The organism is Synechococcus sp. MEDNS5, from assembly GCF_014279875.1.
GTDB lineage: Bacteria > Cyanobacteriota > Cyanobacteriia > PCC-6307 > Cyanobiaceae > Synechococcus_C.
In genome coordinates this window covers 629,879-646,406 of sequence record NZ_CP047952.1, presented here as the reverse complement: position 1 = coordinate 646,406, position 16,528 = coordinate 629,879, and the positions used below count along the sequence as shown (strand labels likewise).

The following is a 16,528-nucleotide window of genomic DNA, read 5'->3' as shown; positions in this document are numbered from 1 at the left end:
GCGGCTAAGGCACCATGGCGCCAGTAATGGGACCGTCCGATCTCGCTTGCTACTGTCAAAAGGATCAAGTGGATGAATGGCCTACGCGCGCGCACTCCTGAAACTCAGCGGAGAAGCGCTGATGGGGGACCAGGGCTACGGGATCGATCCAGCCATTGTTCAGGCGATCGCCCGTGACGTGGCCGGTGTTGTAGCCAGCGGCACCCAGCTGGCGATCGTGGTTGGAGGTGGCAACATTTTCCGAGGGCTCAAAGGGTCGGCCGCGGGCATGGATCGGGCCACGGCGGATTACGTGGGGATGCTCGCCACTGTGATGAATGCCATCACCTTGCAAGATGGCCTCGAGCGAGCAGGCATCCCCACCAGGGTGCAGACAGCCATCGAAATGCAAGAAGTTGCCGAGCCTTACATCCGCAGGCGGGCCATTCGACACCTCGAGAAAGGGCGTGTGGTGGTCTTCGGCGCAGGTTGCGGGAACCCCTTCTTCACCACCGATACCACCGCAGCCTTAAGGGCTGCAGAGATCGGAGCAGATGTGGTTTTCAAGGCCACCAAGGTGGATGGGGTCTACGACAAAGACCCCCATAAACATGCTGATGCAGTGCGCTACGACGCACTGACCTTCCAGCAGGTTCTCAGCGGTGAGTTGGCGGTAATGGACAGCACTGCCATAGCCCTCTGCAAAGACAACAACATCCCCATCGTGGTCTTCAATCTGTTCGAAGCCGGCAACATCGGCCGCGCCGTGGCAGGTGAGCCCATCGGTTCTCGCATCAGTAACTAGTCATCGTCATGTCTCAATCCGATCTCGAATCCAGCATGCGCAAGTCGGTGGAAGCCACCCAGCGCAACTTCAACACCATCCGAACCGGTCGAGCCAATTCCTCTCTTCTCGACCGCATCAGCGTGGAGTACTACGGGGCAGACACGCCATTGAAATCTCTAGCCACCCTCTCAACCCCGGATTCTCAGACAATTCAGATACAGCCGTTCGACATCAGTGCACTCGCCTCGATCGAAAAAGCGATCGCCATGAGCGAGCTTGGTTTTACGCCAAACAACGACGGCAAGGTGATCCGCATCAACGTTCCCCCGCTGACGGAAGAACGCCGCAAGGAATTCTGCAAACTGGCCTCCAAATATGCCGAAGAGGGCAAAGTGGCTTTGCGCAATCTGCGCAGAGATGCGATCGACAAGATCAAGAAGCAGGAGAAGGATGGTGACTTTTCCGAAGACCAGAGCCGTGATCAACAGGATGAGATCCAGAAGTTAACTGATCAGTTCATCGCCGAACTGGAAAAGCATCTCGCCAAAAAGGAAGCCGACATCCTGAAGGTGTGAGCGTCTACGACGTCGCTGTGATCGGAGCCGGGGCAGCCGGCTCAGCAGCAGCCTTTCATCTTGCCAATGCCGGGCATCGCGTGTCCGTTTTGGAAGCCGTCGAGGGACGACGTGTCAAACCCTGCGGTGGCGGCATGGCGTCATCGGTTCGGCAGTGGTTTCCCTTCGATCTCAGCCCAGCGGTCGATGATGTGATCCGCCAGGTGGACTTCAGCTGGTGCCTGGACGATCCGGTTGTTGCTGAGCTTCCAGGAGAGGCACCGTTCTGGATTGTGAGACGCGAACGTCTCGATGGATTGCTACTGGAGAAGGCCCAGGAGGCCGGAGCCACGCTCCACTGCCCATTTCTGGTGCAGCAGATCGGCCGTGAGGATGGTCAGTGGATGATCCGCAGTGACTGCGGCATCACGTTGAAGACCAAAGCGGTGGTGATTGCAGATGGTTCGGCGTCGCCCTGGTCGGGTCAGTTCGGCCTTGGGCCCCGAGATCTCCATCTCGCCAGCACACTCTCCGTCCGTCTGGAGGGGCTTGGAACACTCAACCCTGGTGTCGCCCGCTTCGAATTCGGTCTTGTCCACCACGGTTTCGCCTGGGCTTTCCCCCTGAATGGAGGCATCAATGTGGGAGTGGGCACATTCATCGGCCGGGATCCCATGGATGCAGAGACTGTTCTCAACGCCTTGCTTCCTGATCTTGGTTTCCCCGCTGATTCAGGGCTCCGCCAACAGGCGGCACTGAGGGTCTGGAATGGCCACAGTCCGCTGCACAGCGATGGGATAGTGGCTGTCGGCGATGCAGCATCACTGTGTGATCCCTTTCTGGCGGAGGGATTGCGACCGGCTCTGATGAGCGGATGTGAGGCCGCGACATGTCTCGACCGCTGGCTCAACAATGAGGTAGAGACCCTTGCGGACTACTCCACGGTGATGCGTCGCCGCTGGGGTGACTCCATGGCGTGGGGCCGCCGCATTGCCCAAGTGTTCTATCGCTTCCCCGGGGTGGGGTACCAACTGGGGATCAAGCGTCCCACGGCTCCTCGAAGAATTGCCCAGATCCTCTCTGGTGAGATGGGCTATGGAGATATCGCCCAGCGAGTGATCCGTCGCCTTCTGCTGCAGCGGGGCTAAAGATCCAGCACCAGTTGTTCAACACCAGGGTCAGTGGTCTTCCGCCTCGGTCGTCTCCGCCTGGTCGAGGGCAGACCTGAACGTCGGGATCCATGGCGATGCTGTATCGCATCCGCATGGCGATCAAATCCTGCGGAACGGCGAATCTCAAAAATGCGCTCTTTGGCTTCACGCGCTGAAAGAGCGCAATCAACAATCGGCATCGGCCTGGCACCGCCGAGAGACCAGGGTTCGTGCAAATGCACCGCAGGAACATCCTCGAGTTCCGGACACCAGCGGCGGATAAAACTCCCATCAGGGTCGTGATCAAGCCCCTGCTTGATCGGGTTATAGATGCGGATTGTGTTGATGGAGGTGCTGCCCGACTGCATCTGGCACTGACTCCAATGAATTCCTGGCTCGTAATCCACGAACTGTCTGGCCAGATGCAAACCTGAATCCCGCCAGGGAAGCCAGAGGTTGTAACTGGCGAAAGACATCAACATGGCACGCATGCGGAAGTTGATCCAGCCATGCGCTCGCAGAGCCCGCATGCAGGCATCCACGAAGGGAACACCCGTTTTGCCCTCGGCCCAGGCCGCAAAGCGGTCGTCATCCAGAGAACGGATGCCGCGCATGAAAGGGTGAAAGTCCTCCCATTCGATCGGAGGTTGATCTTCCAGTTTCTGGATGAAGTGGCAATGCCAGTGCAGCCTCGAGCTGAAGCTGCTCACCCCACGGCCTTGGAGTTCACGACTGCGTTGCAGCACCTCGCGCATGGAGAGGCAGCCCCAGGTGATGTAAGCGGAAAGTCTCGAGCAGCCATTGAAGGCCAGATTCGGACTGGAGATGGAACGGCAGTAGCGCTGCACCCGATGCGCAAGGAAATCATCAAGCTCCTGAAGGGCCAACCGCCTGCCGCCAAGCTGACGGTGTGGGCAAGGATCAGACCGCAGAGCCAGGGAATCGCTGGTGGGCAGGTCTCCGGGAGCGATGCCAGGCAGGGGCGTCAAGCCAGTGGGTGCCGGGGTGATGGCCTCCCCCATACGCTCCTCCCAGCGGCGAGCCCAACCCCTGCGCGTGCGTAACCGCCTGACCACCCCGAACTGGGGCAATTCATGCCAAGGGATGCCCCGTTCCCTCGCCCATGCAGCCACTCGACGGTCACGGGCAAAGGTCCAGGCATTGCCTGTTTCCTCATGGCTCCAGAGTGCCGATACGCCGAGTTGACGCCAGGCGCGTTCCAGCACATCCACGGCATCGCCGCTGCGGATGATCAGCGGCTGGCCTAGAGCGGCACAGGCCTCCTGGAGATCCTGAAGGGATTCACGGCAGAACTCCCATTGCCTGGCAGAGCAATCCGGTTGACACCAGAGTTCAGGTTCAACGATGTAAAGAGGCAAAACCGGGCCCCTGGCCCGAGCTCTGGCCAGAGGCTGGTGATCCACCAGTCTCAGATCACGTTTGAACCAGACCAGCTGAAGGGTCATGGATCACGGCCAAAGCCGGCTTCATTCCGCAGACCTTAGAAAATCCGGTCAGCTGACAGACGTAATCTTCAGATCGCGAAGACGCGAATCCACAGAAGCCAACAGCTCGATGGCGAACATCGGCGCTTCTTGGACGGCAAACAGAAACTTCTCCCTGTTCATCTCAATCAGGCGGCAGGGGCCTTCCGCCTGCGCCGTCCCGAGGCGACGGTGACCATCCATCACCAGAGCGCCGGCTCCAAATACGTTGCCGGCCTCAATGAGCTCGTATCCCTTGTGACCGTCGTCGTTCTGCCAAGACAAACGCACTGAACCTTCGAGGACCCCAAACATCGAAGACCCGGGATCATCAGCTTTAAAAATGATGTCGCCGGAATTGAACGTGTGCACCTCGCTCTTCTGAGCGAGGGCACGCATGGTGTCGAGAGCGTTCACGTCAGCTGATGGAACTAATTGGATTGTGATTGGCGCAGATCAAGAGCCGGTAATGGACTCGCAGACTTAGGCGGTTGTGAGGGCAAGAGCTGCACCGAATCCCCTGCGGACGTCCTCTGGTGTGAGAAGTCCATCGTGATCCAAGTCCAACGCATCGAACACCGCATCGCTTCCGAGCCACTCATCACGGGTGATGCAGCCATCACCGTTCATGTCATTGAGCAGAAAGATTTCCTGAACGGCATGGCCAAAAGCCTCACCACCTTCGAGTTCAGCCAACCGGTGGGCCAGCATGCTCTCAAGTGTTTCGATTGCTTTGCTGAATCCCTTGATGCCCTCAGCAAGTTTGTCGGTGGCCATGCGGTCAATCTTCATCATGGCTTCGAACTGCTCACGGTCCACATGGATCTGAGCTTCGCTGCTGGAGGGATTCTCACCGTCGAGTTTGCGGGAGAGAGTGGCTTGGCTCTCTCGCAGCTGATCAAGAAGCTTGGGTGAAATGGTCAGCAGATCGCAGCCAGCGAGCTCAGTGATTTCATCAATGTTACGGAAGCTGGCCCCCATCACCTCAGTTTTGTAGCCGTAGGTTTTGAAGTAATTGAAGATCCGGGTCACAGACAGTACACCTGGATCCTCGGGACCGGGGTAAGAATCGCGACCGGTATCTGCTTTATACCAATCCAGAATGCGACCGACGAAGGGTGAAATCAGGGTCACACCTGCCTCGGCACAGGCAACCGCCTGACCGAAACCAAACAGGAGCGTGAGGTTGCAGTGAATCCCCTCTTGCTCGAGCACTTCAGCAGCTTTGATACCTTCCCAGGTAGAAGCAATCTTGATCAGCACACGATCATTGCTGATGCCTGCATCGTTATAAAGGCGAATTAACTTGCGCCCTTTTTCGATCGTGGCGTCGGTGTCAAAACTGAGACGGGCATCGACCTCGGTGGAGACACGCCGGGGAACGATCTTGAGAATTTCTTTGCCGAAGATCACGCTGATTTCATCAAGCGCTTCACGCACAACCTGTTCCACCGGTGCGTTGTCGCCAATCAGTCGCCGAGAGCACCGCAGAGATTCATCGATCAGATTCTGATACGCGGGAATCTGGGCTGCCGCCAGGATCAAGGAAGGGTTGGTCGTGGCATCCCTTGGAGTGAACTTGCGGATTGCCTCCAGATCCCCTGTGTCTGCGACCACAACGGTCATCGCAGAGAGCTGCTCGAGCAGACTGGCCATAGCGCTGAAAGTCTTGATGTGCGCAACGTAGCCACGTTTTTCGGAGTGGCATCCGTGGAGGTATTCCTCTGCACAGGCTGTGATGAAAAGAATCAGCCCTGAAGGCTCAAATTCTGGGATTGGGCCGTACTCGGAGGGATCTTCTCGATCACAAGGAGACCGTCGATGATGGATTTAGCAACGGGCAATGCCACCGTTGAACCGTAGGCATTGCCACCTTGAGGCTCATCCACGACGACCAGCACGACATAACGCGGATCGTCGATTGGAAGCGTGGCAACAAAACTGCAAATCAAGGCGCCAGGGACGTACACACCATTGAGCGCTTTCTGCGCGGTTCCTGTCTTGCCTCCGATCCGATACCCAGGAGTTCGCGCTCCCTTGCCGCTGCCCTTCTCCACGACAGACTCCATCCAGGCGAGCACCGTGCGGGTCACCTCGGGCCTGAGCAGTTGCTGGCCTTGGCGCGTTCCGGCAGGCGCAAGGGCATCACCAGTGCGCAATCCCCTGGTGATATGGGGACTGACAAGCCGGCCTCCGTTTGCCAGCAGCGCATGCAGTTGCACAAGCTTGAGCGGCGTGAGTGAAAATCCCTGGCCGAAGGATGCGGTGGCAGGCTCAATCGCTTGCCTGGTGAATTGTTCTTTCGACTTGAGCTGACCGGCTACAGCCCCTGGCAGATCGGTGTCGGGACGGGCATCGAGACGCAACCGACTGAGCAAGTCCCAATAGCGATCGGCCGGTAGACGACGCATCGCCTGCACCATTCCCACATTGCTGGAAACTTGCAGAACCGTGGCGTAATCAATCACTCCATTGGCCTGGCGATCGTGATTGTTGATCGGCCATCCACCAATGGTGAGGGTGCCGTTGTCATGCACCTGACCATCAGCTTTGATCGCACCCTCTTGAAGCGCAAGGGCCAAATTGATGGGCTTGAAGGTGGAACCCGGCTCATAGAGGTCTTGCACAGACCATTCCCTGAATCGGCTCGCAGAAAAGTCCCAATAACGGTTTGGGTCGTAGGTAGGAGCTGAGGCGAGAGCCAGCAACTCACCGTTGGTGACATCCATCACGATGGCAACCCCTTTCTTCGCCTTCCATTGCTTCACCTGTGAGGCCAGAGCCTTTGCAGCCAGAGCCTGCAGGCGGGCGTCAAGAGTGAGCTGAAGTCGGAGGTCATCTCCGAAGAAAACGCCGGCATCAAGGTTGTCCGGCAATGGGGTTCCATCAGCACCACGACGGAGGCTGCGGGCCTGCTCATGACGCTGGAGATCGTCATGGCGGCTCTGTTCCAGGCCGGCCTGGGGGACGCGCTCCTGATTGAGGAACCCCACCACATTGGCGAACAGATCACCCTGGGGATACACCCGATGGGGATAGGACTCCAGATCGACACCACTGATTCCAGCCCCTCGAACAGCAGCAGCCGTTTCCGGATCAAGTCCATCCAGAAGCTTGATACCGGAGGGCCGGTTGCCAATCCGCTTGAGAATCTCAGCCGAGCTCAGGGACAGGAGCGGGGCCAAACGGTCAGCAACATCCACTGATGGACGAATGAGGGCCGGATCATCGCCTGGGAGATTGAAATAGCGAGGGTGCAGCCACAGGCGATAGCGCTCCTCATCGAGAGCGATGAGCCGTCCCGTCCGATCGATGATCGGCCGACGGGTCCCGAGTGGCTGGGTGCGCTGGGTCTGCACGGATCTGGCGCGTGCTTCAAGCTCCGAAGCCTGGAACATCTGCAGCCAGGCCATCCGGCCCATCAGGCCGACCAGCCCGAAGCACAGCAGGGCGAACACCCAGCGCATCCGTGTGGCGGGAATCTGTTCAAGGGGCACAACGCGCCGACGGGCAGAGATCTTTTTCGGCCGTCCTGCGGCAGGCGAGCGACCCATGAATCAATAACCGTTCTTGATCGGACGCTCCATGAGGGAGCCCAGCATGGCCAGATGATCGGGGGCGTCCTGGGACGAAACCGTGCCGGGTCGATCGAGATACAGAAGATTGGCCACGGTGGTGGGCACCATGCGTCCGGGGACCTTGGAGCGTTCCAACAAATGCCGTTCGAGCATCGCAGTCGAGTCTGTGAGCCGATGGGAGAGAGTCCGGGTCAACTCAAGCTGCTGAAACGCCATCGTCCAGCGATGCTGCCAGTGAAGAGTCAGGCCACTGAGCACGAGAACGGCGGCGAAAACCCCGAGAAGTCCGCCATCGGCAGCGCGATGCAGTCCGGCCAGCAGAGGGGAATGACGGGCAGCACGACGGGCCGACAGTGAGCCTTGGATGACCTCAAAGGTTCCGGCACTGGACGACCGCTGCGGGGACACCGGCTGGGGTTGGGGAACCGCGACCACGGCTGAGGTTCAGCAATGCGCCAGTGAACCACCTACAGAGGGGAGCCGCAAGGCTGAAACCTTGATCAACACTGGGGCTTTGCTCAACCCCCAAGCAGCAAGAGATTGAGAAATGTCACGCCATTCCAGAGCGCATGCATCACCACGCATGGGAACAGGCGCCCCGTACTCAGCCTGAGCAAGGCCAATCCGAGGCCGAGAACCAGCAATGGAGGAAGTTCGCCAATGCTCAGGTGAGCAATCGCGAACACCAGTGCGCTAACCACCACACTGCCGGAACGCCCGAGGGATCGTCCCAAAACCGGCAGCAAGACCCCTCGGAAGATCGTTTCCTCAAACAGCGGAGCCAGCACAACAGCGGTGATGGCCAGCAGGGCCAATGCCAAAGGGTCTCGGCTGTTCAGCACAATCTCCAGCAGCGGGTTGCTCCCCCCCTGTTCCCCGATCCATCGACTCACGAGCCAGCCGCTCATCACCACCGGTGGCATCACCATCAGCCATCCCCTCCCACCCTGGAGAAAAGCCAAGGGGATGGGACGCGCCTGCCATTGCAGCCACCCACCCGGAGGGAGCGCCTCTTGATCGCACTGCGATAACTGCTGGCGAAGGATGAGCAGAGGCGGAACCGCGAGAGCGACATAACCGAAGAAGACTGTGACTCCTTGCATCAGCGCAGGAGACAGATCGCGGCTCAGCCAGCCAGTGAATGGGGCAATCAACAGTGGAACCAGCACCTCGCCCAAAACAACGAAGCCACCGGCCACCAGCAGAACCATGTCGAGGGGGCCGAGGGGGGCCGACACGAGCGGCGGCCAGGGCGGCAACCTGCGACCCAGCAGCTGCCAGCCGTGCCTAAGCAGGAGCAGGCCTCCAAGAATCAGGGCCGCCAGTGGGAAAACTTCGCTGAAGATCAGCCGGCGTGCTGCTGCGGAGGCCGGAGCTGGATCCACGCAGTCACTGGGTGGGCCGCCCAGGGCACTGCACACAACGCTTCGGGTCAGGGGATCCGGCGCCAGAGCCAGCAATTCGGATCGTTCCAGCTCAGGAGCATTGGTCCCAGTCAGCGCCTGTTGGAGCGGGATGAGTTGCGGTTGGCCAACGGTCACCTGGCGAAGGCTTTGCTTGTAGTCCTCCTCTTGTTCCAGGGCCGTGAACAAAAGAATCTGGCGATCATCCAATCGGTCGAGCGGGGTATCGCGCAGGGTGCGCAGCAGGGCCGCAGCAGGGTCATCGCCGACCACCAGCGGTTGAAGCGGTTCTGGAACCTTTGACTGGGCCAAAAGGGACAGCTCTTGCTGCTCCAACGACAAAGCCGGAGCAACGGATGGCTTTCCAAAGCTGTCTACCAATCCCAGGATCCACACCAAGGTGGCCAGAACCAGTGAGACGAAGGCCAGAAACACCTTCAAAAACCGGTCAGCCGATGGACGTCCGACAGGTGGGCTGGTCAACACGCCGCAGGCAACTCGATGCGATTCTGGTGGGTAACGGGTGCAGCGGGCGAGGCCAGAGCAAACCGGGGCTCACTCATACGATGGCGGCGCCCTGCACGCACGAAGCCGTGACCCTGCGTCTTCTCCTCGTTCGCCACGGACTCAGCAGCTTCAATGTGGAGCGCAGAATCCAGGGGCGGGATGACCTCTCTACGCTGACTGAAACAGGCGTGGACCAGGCACGCCGCACCGGCACGGCCCTCGCGGACGTACCGATCACGGCGGTGTACAGCTCTCCGCTCCAACGGGCTGCATCAACCACTGCAGGAGTTCTGGCAGCACGGAACGATGCGCTTGAGCCATGCTTCGATGACGGTCTGCTTGAAATTGATCTGGAACCCTGGAGCGGCCTCACGGCAGCGGAACGAGCCGAACGTTTTCCAGAGGAGTACGCAGCCTGGAGGAGTCATCCCGAGCAGCTGGAGCTGACCCGCAACGACGGCACCCGCTACCGGCCGCTGCCGGAACTGATGCAACAGGCCAGCCAGTTTCTGGACGCACTGCTGGCTCGTCATCCTGTTCACGGCAACGACACAGTGCTGCTGGTTGGGCATAACGCCATCCTGCGCTGCCTGATCACAACATTGCTGGGCAACCCTGCGGGAGGCTTCCGCCGGTTGCGGCTCGACAACGCCTCTTTGTCTGTCTTCAATCTCATTCCTCAGGGGAGTGACCACCAGGTTCAGATCGAGTGCCTGAACAGCACGGCGCATCTCAATCCACCGATCCCCCCCAAGGGCACCGGTTCAAGGATGATTCTGGTTCGGCACGGGGAAACAAACTGGAACCGTGATGGGCGCTTTCAGGGACAGATCGACATCCCCCTCAACAGCAATGGTCACGCTCAAGCCGAAGCAGCACGGGCCTTTCTGGAAACCGTGTCGATTCAGCGTGCTTACAGCAGCGCGATGTCTAGACCGCGACAGACCGCCGAAGGAATTCTGCGCTCCCATCCTGGAGTGCCGCTGACGGTGACCAGCGGACTGGTTGAGATCGGCCATGGACTCTGGGAAGGGAAGCTGGAATCAGAGATCAGGGCCGAATGGGCTGAACTTCTTGATGAATGGAAACGCACGCCTGAAACGGTGCAGATGCCAGAGGGAGAGACCATCCAGGATGTTTGGGAACGCTCGGTCCGCAGCTGGAACACGATTGCGGAATCCCTGGATCGGTCTGAAACCGCTCTCGTGGTCGCGCACGATGCGGTGAACAAAACCATTCTCTGTTCGCTCCTCGGCCTGAGTCCTGGCGACATCTGGGCCGTCAAACAGGGAAATGGAGGTGTCACCGTGGTCGACATGCCCACAGAAGCAGGGCAGCCTGCGGTTGTTGCTTGCCTGAACCTCACCTCCCATCTCGGAGGGGTTCTGGACAGAACGGCTGCCGGAGCACTCTGAACCTGATGGATGCATCAATGCTGCTGGATCCGGTCCAGGTCCTGGGCGGACCGGGTCAGGCTGTCGAGAAACAATCGGCCGTTCTGATCAGGAACCGGCGCCTTGAAGCCTTTGGGGACGAAGCCCGCCGAATGGGCCGATCCGAGGCACTGGAACCACAAGACGCCGGCCATCAGCTTCTGGCTCCTTGCCTGGTGGATTGTCACTCTGAACTCCCAGAGCCGTTCCACGGCAGGGGAGAAACCTTGGTGAGTTTGCTGCGAACTGCTGGATCGGCCGGCTTCGGCCAGCTCGCCCTGCTCCCTGGAACATTGCATGGTCCACGGGAGCATCCAGATCAGCTGCAGGGATTTCAGCGGAACGACTGCGATGTCAACGTTCACCTCTGGGGAGGTTTCAGCAGCGGGAGCTCCGGGGTGGAGTTAACGGCCCATGCCGATCTGCTGGAAGCAGGAGCCATCGGCCTCAGTGACGGCAGATCCATGCCACCGATTGCTCTTCTGGATCGCGCCCTGACGCTTGGAGACATGAACGCAGCGCCGGTGCTGATCCCAGCACTGGATTTAGCGCTGCGGGGAGAGGGGCTCCTGCGGGAGGGAGTGAACGCCTTGAGGGCCGGATGGCCTTCGGACCCAGTGAGCAGTGAGACATTGCCCCTCAGCCAGCTTGGGCAACTCCAGCAGTGTCACCCAGACCGCCGGCTGGTCCTGATGGCACTCTCCACCGCCGACGCTGTAGAGCTGCTGCAACAGATGCCATTACGCCCGAAAGCCACCGTGAACTGGTGGCATGTGGTGGCTGATTCCTGTAAGAGCAGCGCCACCGCATCCACATGGTTTGTGGACCCATCCCTGGGGTCACGATCGGATCGCAAGGCTTTGATCAGGGGACTGGCGGAAAACCTGATTCAGGCCGTCGCCGTTCAGGCCACGCCACTAGACGACGAGGAATGCCTCTTGCCGCCCGATCAGCGATCTCGAGGGGTCTCCGGACATCACTTGGTCCTGCCGACCCTTTGGCATACCCTGGTGGTGGAAGAAGGTTGGTCCCCTGAGCAGCTTTGGCAGGTCGTCAGCTTCGGGCCATCCAACTTGCTGGGGTTAAGGGAAGAATGCCTGGCAGTGGGCAGCAACCGCTGGCTGCTATTTGATCCAGAGCTCCCTTGGACGCCCTTACGTTCCGACCCGATGGGTCCCTGCACCGCCAATGTGCCTCTCCAGGGCAAGGCGCTGCGGGGCCAGGTGACGCATTGCGGGCTTAGGACCCCAGCGAACCGAGCCTATTGAGGGGCCAGAAACGCCAGAACGCTCGGCCGATGATCTGGTCCTCCGGCAGGAAAGGACCTCCTGGCCAGTAACGACCATCCCAGCTGTTACTGCGGTTATCCCCGAGTGCCAGCACATGTCCCTCAGGAACCGTCACGTTGAGGGTGCGGCAGAGACTCATGCCCTGGTCATCCAGGGGGCAGAACTTGGTGACATAGGGCTCGTTCAACGCCTTGCCGTTGACAGACACCTCTCCACGGGGATTGACCACAACCCGATCCCCACCAACAGCGACGACACGTTTGATGTAGGCGTCACAGGCGGGATGCCCTAGTCCTGGGATCAGGCCGACCAATGGAAAACTCACCAATGCACAGCGCAACGCAGAGGGGGACGCGGCTGATTTGAGAGCAGGGTCGAACGCATGGGGCGAGTTGAACACCACGATCTCGCCGCGCTGGGGGCTCCTTCCGCCATAGGTGAGTTTTTCCACCAACAACCGGTCCTGAATCTGCAGGCCAGGGAGCATGGACCCTGAAGGAATGAAGCGTGCTTCAGCAACGAAGTGACGGATGCCGAAATAAAGGGCCAGCGTGAACAGAACAGGGCCCCAGAAATCCCAGAAGGGATGGGAACGGGAGGGTGCTGAGGAATCGGGACCCGATGACGATGGGTCGTGCTGCACGTTGGGCAACGGGAACCTATGGCCTGAAGAATTCCAAGATAGGCGTGGAACGATGAGCTCCTAGCCTCATTTCGCGATGGAGGAGCCATGGTCAGACCCCGCTGGCAAGGCGTGCGCCCCAGCGCTGCCAGGCGCTTCTGGCTTGGCTGGGACAGGGTTATCGCAACAATCGCTGCGATCAATCTCGCCTGGGTCATCTTTGATGTGACCTACGTTCCGCTGCGGAATTTCTGGCTCCAGCGAATCCTGTTTCCGCTGCCCACGATCAACCTGGCGATTCCTCTCCCATGGCTGCCAGACATCACGCCGGCGTACGACAAGGTCAAGGGAATCGAACCCCATCGGGACACGCAGAGTTACATCAAACATTTCCGGCGTCTGGAAAAAGCCGCGGCCACAAAAGGGATCGGCAACCAAGAGGTCCGGCAGCTCCGCCTCGAGATGGTGGTTCGAAACAGCCAACTGATCGACGAAAATCCCTTCGTGAGCTCGGGGAAGGCGGGCACCCTCGAGAAGCTCAAGAACCGCCTCCGCTCCAGAGCAGGCATGGATTCGGCGAAACAGGCTGCCGCCCATCTCCTGGGAGACGACCACCTCTCGGAAGAGAACTGGGAAGAGGAAAGGCGCTTCTGGACCAAGAGCATCCTTCCACTGGCCGCGACCAATTACTGGCGCGGAACTGATGAGAACGGACAGGCGATCGATCGCTCCTGGCAAATCGATACCCCCTTCCAGATCCTGTTCCTTCTCGACATCCTGATCCGCAGCTTTCGCCTGAAACGGCGTTACCCGGGAATCACATGGCGTGACGCACTGCTCCGCCGCTGGATTGATCTACCGCTATTGATTCCTTTCTGGAGATTGCTGCGCATCATTCCAGTCACTGAGCGTCTGTCCAATTCCGGACTGATTCAACTGGAGCCATTGCGGGCTGTGATCAGTCGCGGCGTCGTGGCTGTTCTCGCCATCGAGCTCTTTGAAGTGATCACCCTCCGGATCCTGGACACCGTGCAGGACGTGGTGAGATCACCCCGTTTACCTGAAAAGATTCGGCGGTTGTGCACCCATCAGAGTGTTGTCGAGGAGGGGGAACCAGAACTTGCCGAACTTCTCAGGCTCTGGTTACCACTCATTCTCATCCAAGTGGGCCCTGCCCTGCGCCCCCAGCTGGTTGCCCTAGTCGGCCATATTTTGCGGCGCAATCTGGAGGAAGCAGCGTTTCCAGGTGCCCTGAGAACACTTCCGGGAGTTGACAATGCCGAACAGAAATTGAGCCAGACGCTGTCTGCCGGTCTGGTCGACTCGCTTTTGAATCTGTCGCGCAATGCTGGAGATCGGCTCGGCCAGAAAGACCCAGTGTTTGAAAGTCTTGGGGTGGAGACAGCGGATCGCTTCTGGGAAGAATTGGCCCACAAACTTGAGACAGGCGCGGTACTCGAACGCAGCCAAGAGCTCATCGCCATTTTCCTTGAGGATCTCAAGAGATCGAGCATGAGCCAGCTGCGTCTTCAGAAAGACGTCGATGAGCTGATCACGGAGCTGGATGGACTGAACTTCAGCTCAGAAACGCTTCCGCCCAAACCTCAGGCTTGAATCCAACAAGGAAGGCATCAGCAGTACACACGAAGGGGCGCTTGATCAGCTTTCCATCCGCAGCAAGTGCGTCGATGGCTTCGTCGTCTGTCATGGCTTTCACGACAGCGGCGCCCAGGGCCCTGTAGCTCTGACCGCTCGTATTGAACAAAGGCTTCACCTGCCCGAACTGCTGGAGAGCGTCCATAAGGGTCTTTCGGTCAGGAGGCACGACGGTGATGTCGACGACATCAGCATCGATTCCGTGGGAGTCAAGCCATGCCAAAGCTTTTCTGCATGTTGAACAGCGTGAGTAGCTGTAAACCTTCAGAAGCGCCATGGCCCTGATCAGCGACCAAGAAGACTCTTCACAGCGCCAAGAAGGCTATTGGAGCCTTTACCGACTCCGTCATCAGGGCGGGTGCGGATCGTGACATCTCCATTGACGCTCGTACGGCAGCTGAGGCGGTAGTTGGCCGGACGGTCGGAGAGATAAACCTCTTCAACATCGCTGCGGGGTGAGAGGTTCTGGGATCCCTCCAGCACTTCGACAACACAGGTGCCGCACTGGCCCACACCCCCGCAGTTATTGAGATTATTGAGCCCCTTGTAGGGATTGATCCCTGCATCAAGGGCCGCTTTGCGCAGATTGGCACCCTCGATACAACCGACCTGCTGGCCTTCCTGCTCAAAACGGATGGTGGGCACGGTCGATCACAGGCTTGGCGCGAACCAACTTACAAGCAGCAGGGGACTCGGCGGGAGCCAGCAGCCAAACTTTGCTCGAACGTCACCTTCAATTCAGCGCTCTGCTGCCTTGATGCAGGCCTGAAGCAAGGGCTGCACAGCCTCCGAATCCCTCCAACCACCGATTTCCGTGACCCGTCCTTCCATGTTTTTGTACGTGCGGAAGAACTCAGCCACGTCCTCCAGCTGATTGGGGGCAATTTGATGAATGCTGTGGATCTTCGCTTGGCGGGGATCAGCCACCGGCACACACAGGATTTTTCCGTCGTAATGCCCCATGTCGTGCATGTCCAGAACCCCAATCGGTCGGGCCTGAATCAGACATCCCGCAAATGTGGGTTCTTCCATAATCACCATGGCATCGAGGGGAGATCCATCGTCTGCCAAGGTGTTTGGGATGAATCCGTAGTCGAAGGGATAACGCACTGACGAGTGGAGCACCCGATCAAGAGCCATCACTCCACAGTCTTCAAAATATTCGTACTTATTGCGACTTCCTGCTGGAATCTCCACCAACAGATTGACCAGTCCTGGAGAAGGAGATGGGGAAAGAGCCCTGAGATCCATTGCTCTTCGTGACAAAGGAAGACTTTGATGATGGTCGGTCGCTCAAAACCGCCGCCATCGGAATACCGAGCCCAGTTAAAGCAAGCGTGAATCCCAGGAGAGCGAGCAAAGGGATGGCCACCAGCGGACTGGACGCTGGGGTGCTCTCGAAGACAGGCTCAGGATCCATTCAGGGGGATACAGGGACAACCGGCTTCAGCGCAAGGGCTGAATCGAAGATCGGAGCCTTCGACCGGGATTGGCACTAACAAAAAATTTGCCAAACTCATTCTGGCACTTTTAGGCGGCCTATGCAGCGGGTCGGTCCTGACGGTCACGCCTGGAAGCCAGATCCGATGGAGCCGCAGGAATGCCATCCAACTGAGACCTGATGAGACGCAGCTCCTCGAGAATTGCAGCGAGAACCTGCTGGGTTGCCGTTGACGGTGAATTCAGCACTTCAACGGTGACCTCTTTAATCCTGAGCACATCTTTGGCGAAGCGCGCAACCTCGTTGGGGTGAAACAGCAACGGATCCTTTTGATCGCTTCGATATTCAGGATTGAGCTTTCTGGGATTAAAGGGAGGATTGAGATTACGAGGATCAGTATTTGTATAGCGGTACACAGAAGCTCGTGAACGGTTCAGCGACTTCTGCACATCATCAATTCCCACCAATGAATCCGACTGAGAAAGGACAGCCCCAATATCTCCACTCAATCCAGCTGAAACGGCCGCAGAAGTTACTGAACCATCAAGCGGACGAGGAAACATGAGACGGCTCTGGGACGGCTTGGAATTGGCTGAACATAGCAGCTGAGACTCGTGATGCCAGCAACGATCACAGCCAAAGGG

17 protein-coding genes are annotated in these 16,528 nt (G+C 58.8%); 6 read left to right on the top strand and 11 right to left on the bottom strand.

What is annotated here, in order from left to right:
* Nucleotides 1-76 precede the first annotated feature (76 nt).
* The 3 genes from pyrH to SynMEDNS5_RS03175 are packed head-to-tail and all read left to right on the top strand — an operon-like array spanning nt 77 to nt 2,468.
* On the top strand, nt 77-784 hold the full coding sequence (gene pyrH / locus SynMEDNS5_RS03185) for a UMP kinase (RefSeq protein ID WP_006043609.1): 708 nt from the start codon (nt 77-79) through the stop codon (nt 782-784).
* An 8-nt stretch (nt 785-792) separates the two neighbouring features.
* On the top strand, nt 793-1,341 hold the full coding sequence (gene frr, locus SynMEDNS5_RS03180) for a ribosome recycling factor (RefSeq protein WP_186584275.1): 549 nt from the start codon (nt 793-795) through the stop codon (nt 1,339-1,341).
* Nucleotides 1,338-2,468 carry an NAD(P)/FAD-dependent oxidoreductase gene (locus tag SynMEDNS5_RS03175; RefSeq protein WP_186584273.1) on the top strand — a complete coding sequence of 377 codons (1,131 nt, stop codon included), beginning with the start codon at nt 1,338-1,340 and terminating at the stop codon, nt 2,466-2,468. Before frr ends, SynMEDNS5_RS03175 begins: the two co-directional genes overlap by 4 nt.
* On the opposite strand, the gene SynMEDNS5_RS03170 is transcribed toward SynMEDNS5_RS03175, so the two are convergent.
* The 6 genes from SynMEDNS5_RS03170 to SynMEDNS5_RS03145 form a co-directional block, all read right to left on the bottom strand.
* Entirely contained in the window at nt 2,465-3,937 is a 1,473-nt protein-coding gene (locus tag SynMEDNS5_RS03170) for a deoxyribodipyrimidine photo-lyase (protein ID WP_186584271.1), read from the bottom strand. The genes SynMEDNS5_RS03175 and SynMEDNS5_RS03170 overlap by 4 nt on opposite strands.
* A 48-nt stretch (nt 3,938-3,985) precedes the next feature.
* Complete coding sequence (locus tag SynMEDNS5_RS03165; RefSeq protein ID WP_186584263.1) at nt 3,986-4,372, bottom strand: Crp/Fnr family transcriptional regulator; 387 nt, start codon at nt 4,370-4,372, stop codon at nt 3,986-3,988.
* A 66-nt stretch (nt 4,373-4,438) separates the two neighbouring features.
* Nucleotides 4,439-5,611 (bottom strand): transaldolase, encoded by a 1,173-nt coding sequence (locus tag SynMEDNS5_RS03160; protein ID WP_186584261.1) that lies wholly within the window; start codon nt 5,609-5,611, stop codon nt 4,439-4,441.
* Nucleotides 5,612-5,703: 92 nt separating this feature from the next.
* Nucleotides 5,704-7,509 carry a penicillin-binding protein 2 gene (locus SynMEDNS5_RS03155; protein ID WP_186584259.1) on the bottom strand — a complete coding sequence of 602 codons (1,806 nt, stop codon included), beginning with the start codon at nt 7,507-7,509 and terminating at the stop codon, nt 5,704-5,706.
* Nucleotides 7,510-7,512: 3 nt separating this feature from the next.
* On the bottom strand, nt 7,513-7,968 hold the full coding sequence (locus SynMEDNS5_RS03150; RefSeq protein WP_186584257.1) for a hypothetical protein: 456 nt from the start codon (nt 7,966-7,968) through the stop codon (nt 7,513-7,515).
* A gap of 83 nt (nt 7,969-8,051) precedes the next feature.
* On the bottom strand, nt 8,052-9,419 hold the full coding sequence (locus tag SynMEDNS5_RS03145) for a CPBP family intramembrane glutamic endopeptidase (RefSeq protein WP_255440272.1): 1,368 nt from the start codon (nt 9,417-9,419) through the stop codon (nt 8,052-8,054).
* A gap of 110 nt (nt 9,420-9,529) precedes the next feature.
* Between SynMEDNS5_RS03145 and SynMEDNS5_RS03140 the strand changes: the two genes are divergently transcribed.
* Both SynMEDNS5_RS03140 and SynMEDNS5_RS03135 read left to right on the top strand, forming a co-directional pair.
* Nucleotides 9,530-10,858, top strand: coding sequence for a histidine phosphatase family protein (locus SynMEDNS5_RS03140; protein ID WP_186585805.1), 1,329 nt, complete (start codon nt 9,530-9,532; stop codon nt 10,856-10,858).
* 5 nt (nt 10,859-10,863) lie between these two features.
* Nucleotides 10,864-12,144 (top strand): dihydroorotase, encoded by a 1,281-nt coding sequence (locus tag SynMEDNS5_RS03135; RefSeq protein ID WP_186584255.1) that lies wholly within the window; start codon nt 10,864-10,866, stop codon nt 12,142-12,144.
* Here the strand turns inward: SynMEDNS5_RS03135 and lepB are convergent.
* Nucleotides 12,116-12,817: a signal peptidase I gene (gene lepB, locus SynMEDNS5_RS03130; protein WP_186584253.1), complete on the bottom strand. Its 702-nt coding sequence runs from the start codon at nt 12,815-12,817 to the stop codon at nt 12,116-12,118. The genes SynMEDNS5_RS03135 and lepB overlap by 29 nt on opposite strands.
* A gap of 78 nt (nt 12,818-12,895) precedes the next feature.
* Between lepB and SynMEDNS5_RS03125 the strand changes: the two genes are divergently transcribed.
* Nucleotides 12,896-14,401 (top strand): hypothetical protein, encoded by a 1,506-nt coding sequence (locus SynMEDNS5_RS03125; protein ID WP_186584251.1) that lies wholly within the window; start codon nt 12,896-12,898, stop codon nt 14,399-14,401.
* On the opposite strand, the gene SynMEDNS5_RS03120 is transcribed toward SynMEDNS5_RS03125, so the two are convergent.
* From SynMEDNS5_RS03120 to SynMEDNS5_RS03105, 4 genes are all read right to left on the bottom strand, one after another.
* Nucleotides 14,364-14,720: an arsenate reductase family protein gene (locus SynMEDNS5_RS03120; protein WP_186584248.1), complete on the bottom strand. Its 357-nt coding sequence runs from the start codon at nt 14,718-14,720 to the stop codon at nt 14,364-14,366. The genes SynMEDNS5_RS03125 and SynMEDNS5_RS03120 overlap by 38 nt on opposite strands.
* A gap of 8 nt (nt 14,721-14,728) precedes the next feature.
* Nucleotides 14,729-15,088, bottom strand: a complete 360-nt coding sequence (locus tag SynMEDNS5_RS03115; protein ID WP_186584246.1) for a 2Fe-2S iron-sulfur cluster-binding protein — start codon at nt 15,086-15,088, stop codon at nt 14,729-14,731.
* A 93-nt stretch (nt 15,089-15,181) separates the two neighbouring features.
* Entirely contained in the window at nt 15,182-15,694 is a 513-nt protein-coding gene (locus SynMEDNS5_RS03110) for an inorganic diphosphatase (RefSeq protein WP_186584244.1), read from the bottom strand.
* A 288-nt stretch (nt 15,695-15,982) separates the two neighbouring features.
* A complete protein-coding gene (locus SynMEDNS5_RS03105) occupies nt 15,983-16,447 on the bottom strand; it encodes a resolvase (protein WP_186584243.1) in 465 nt (154 codons plus the stop codon).
* Nucleotides 16,448-16,528 lie beyond the last annotated feature (81 nt).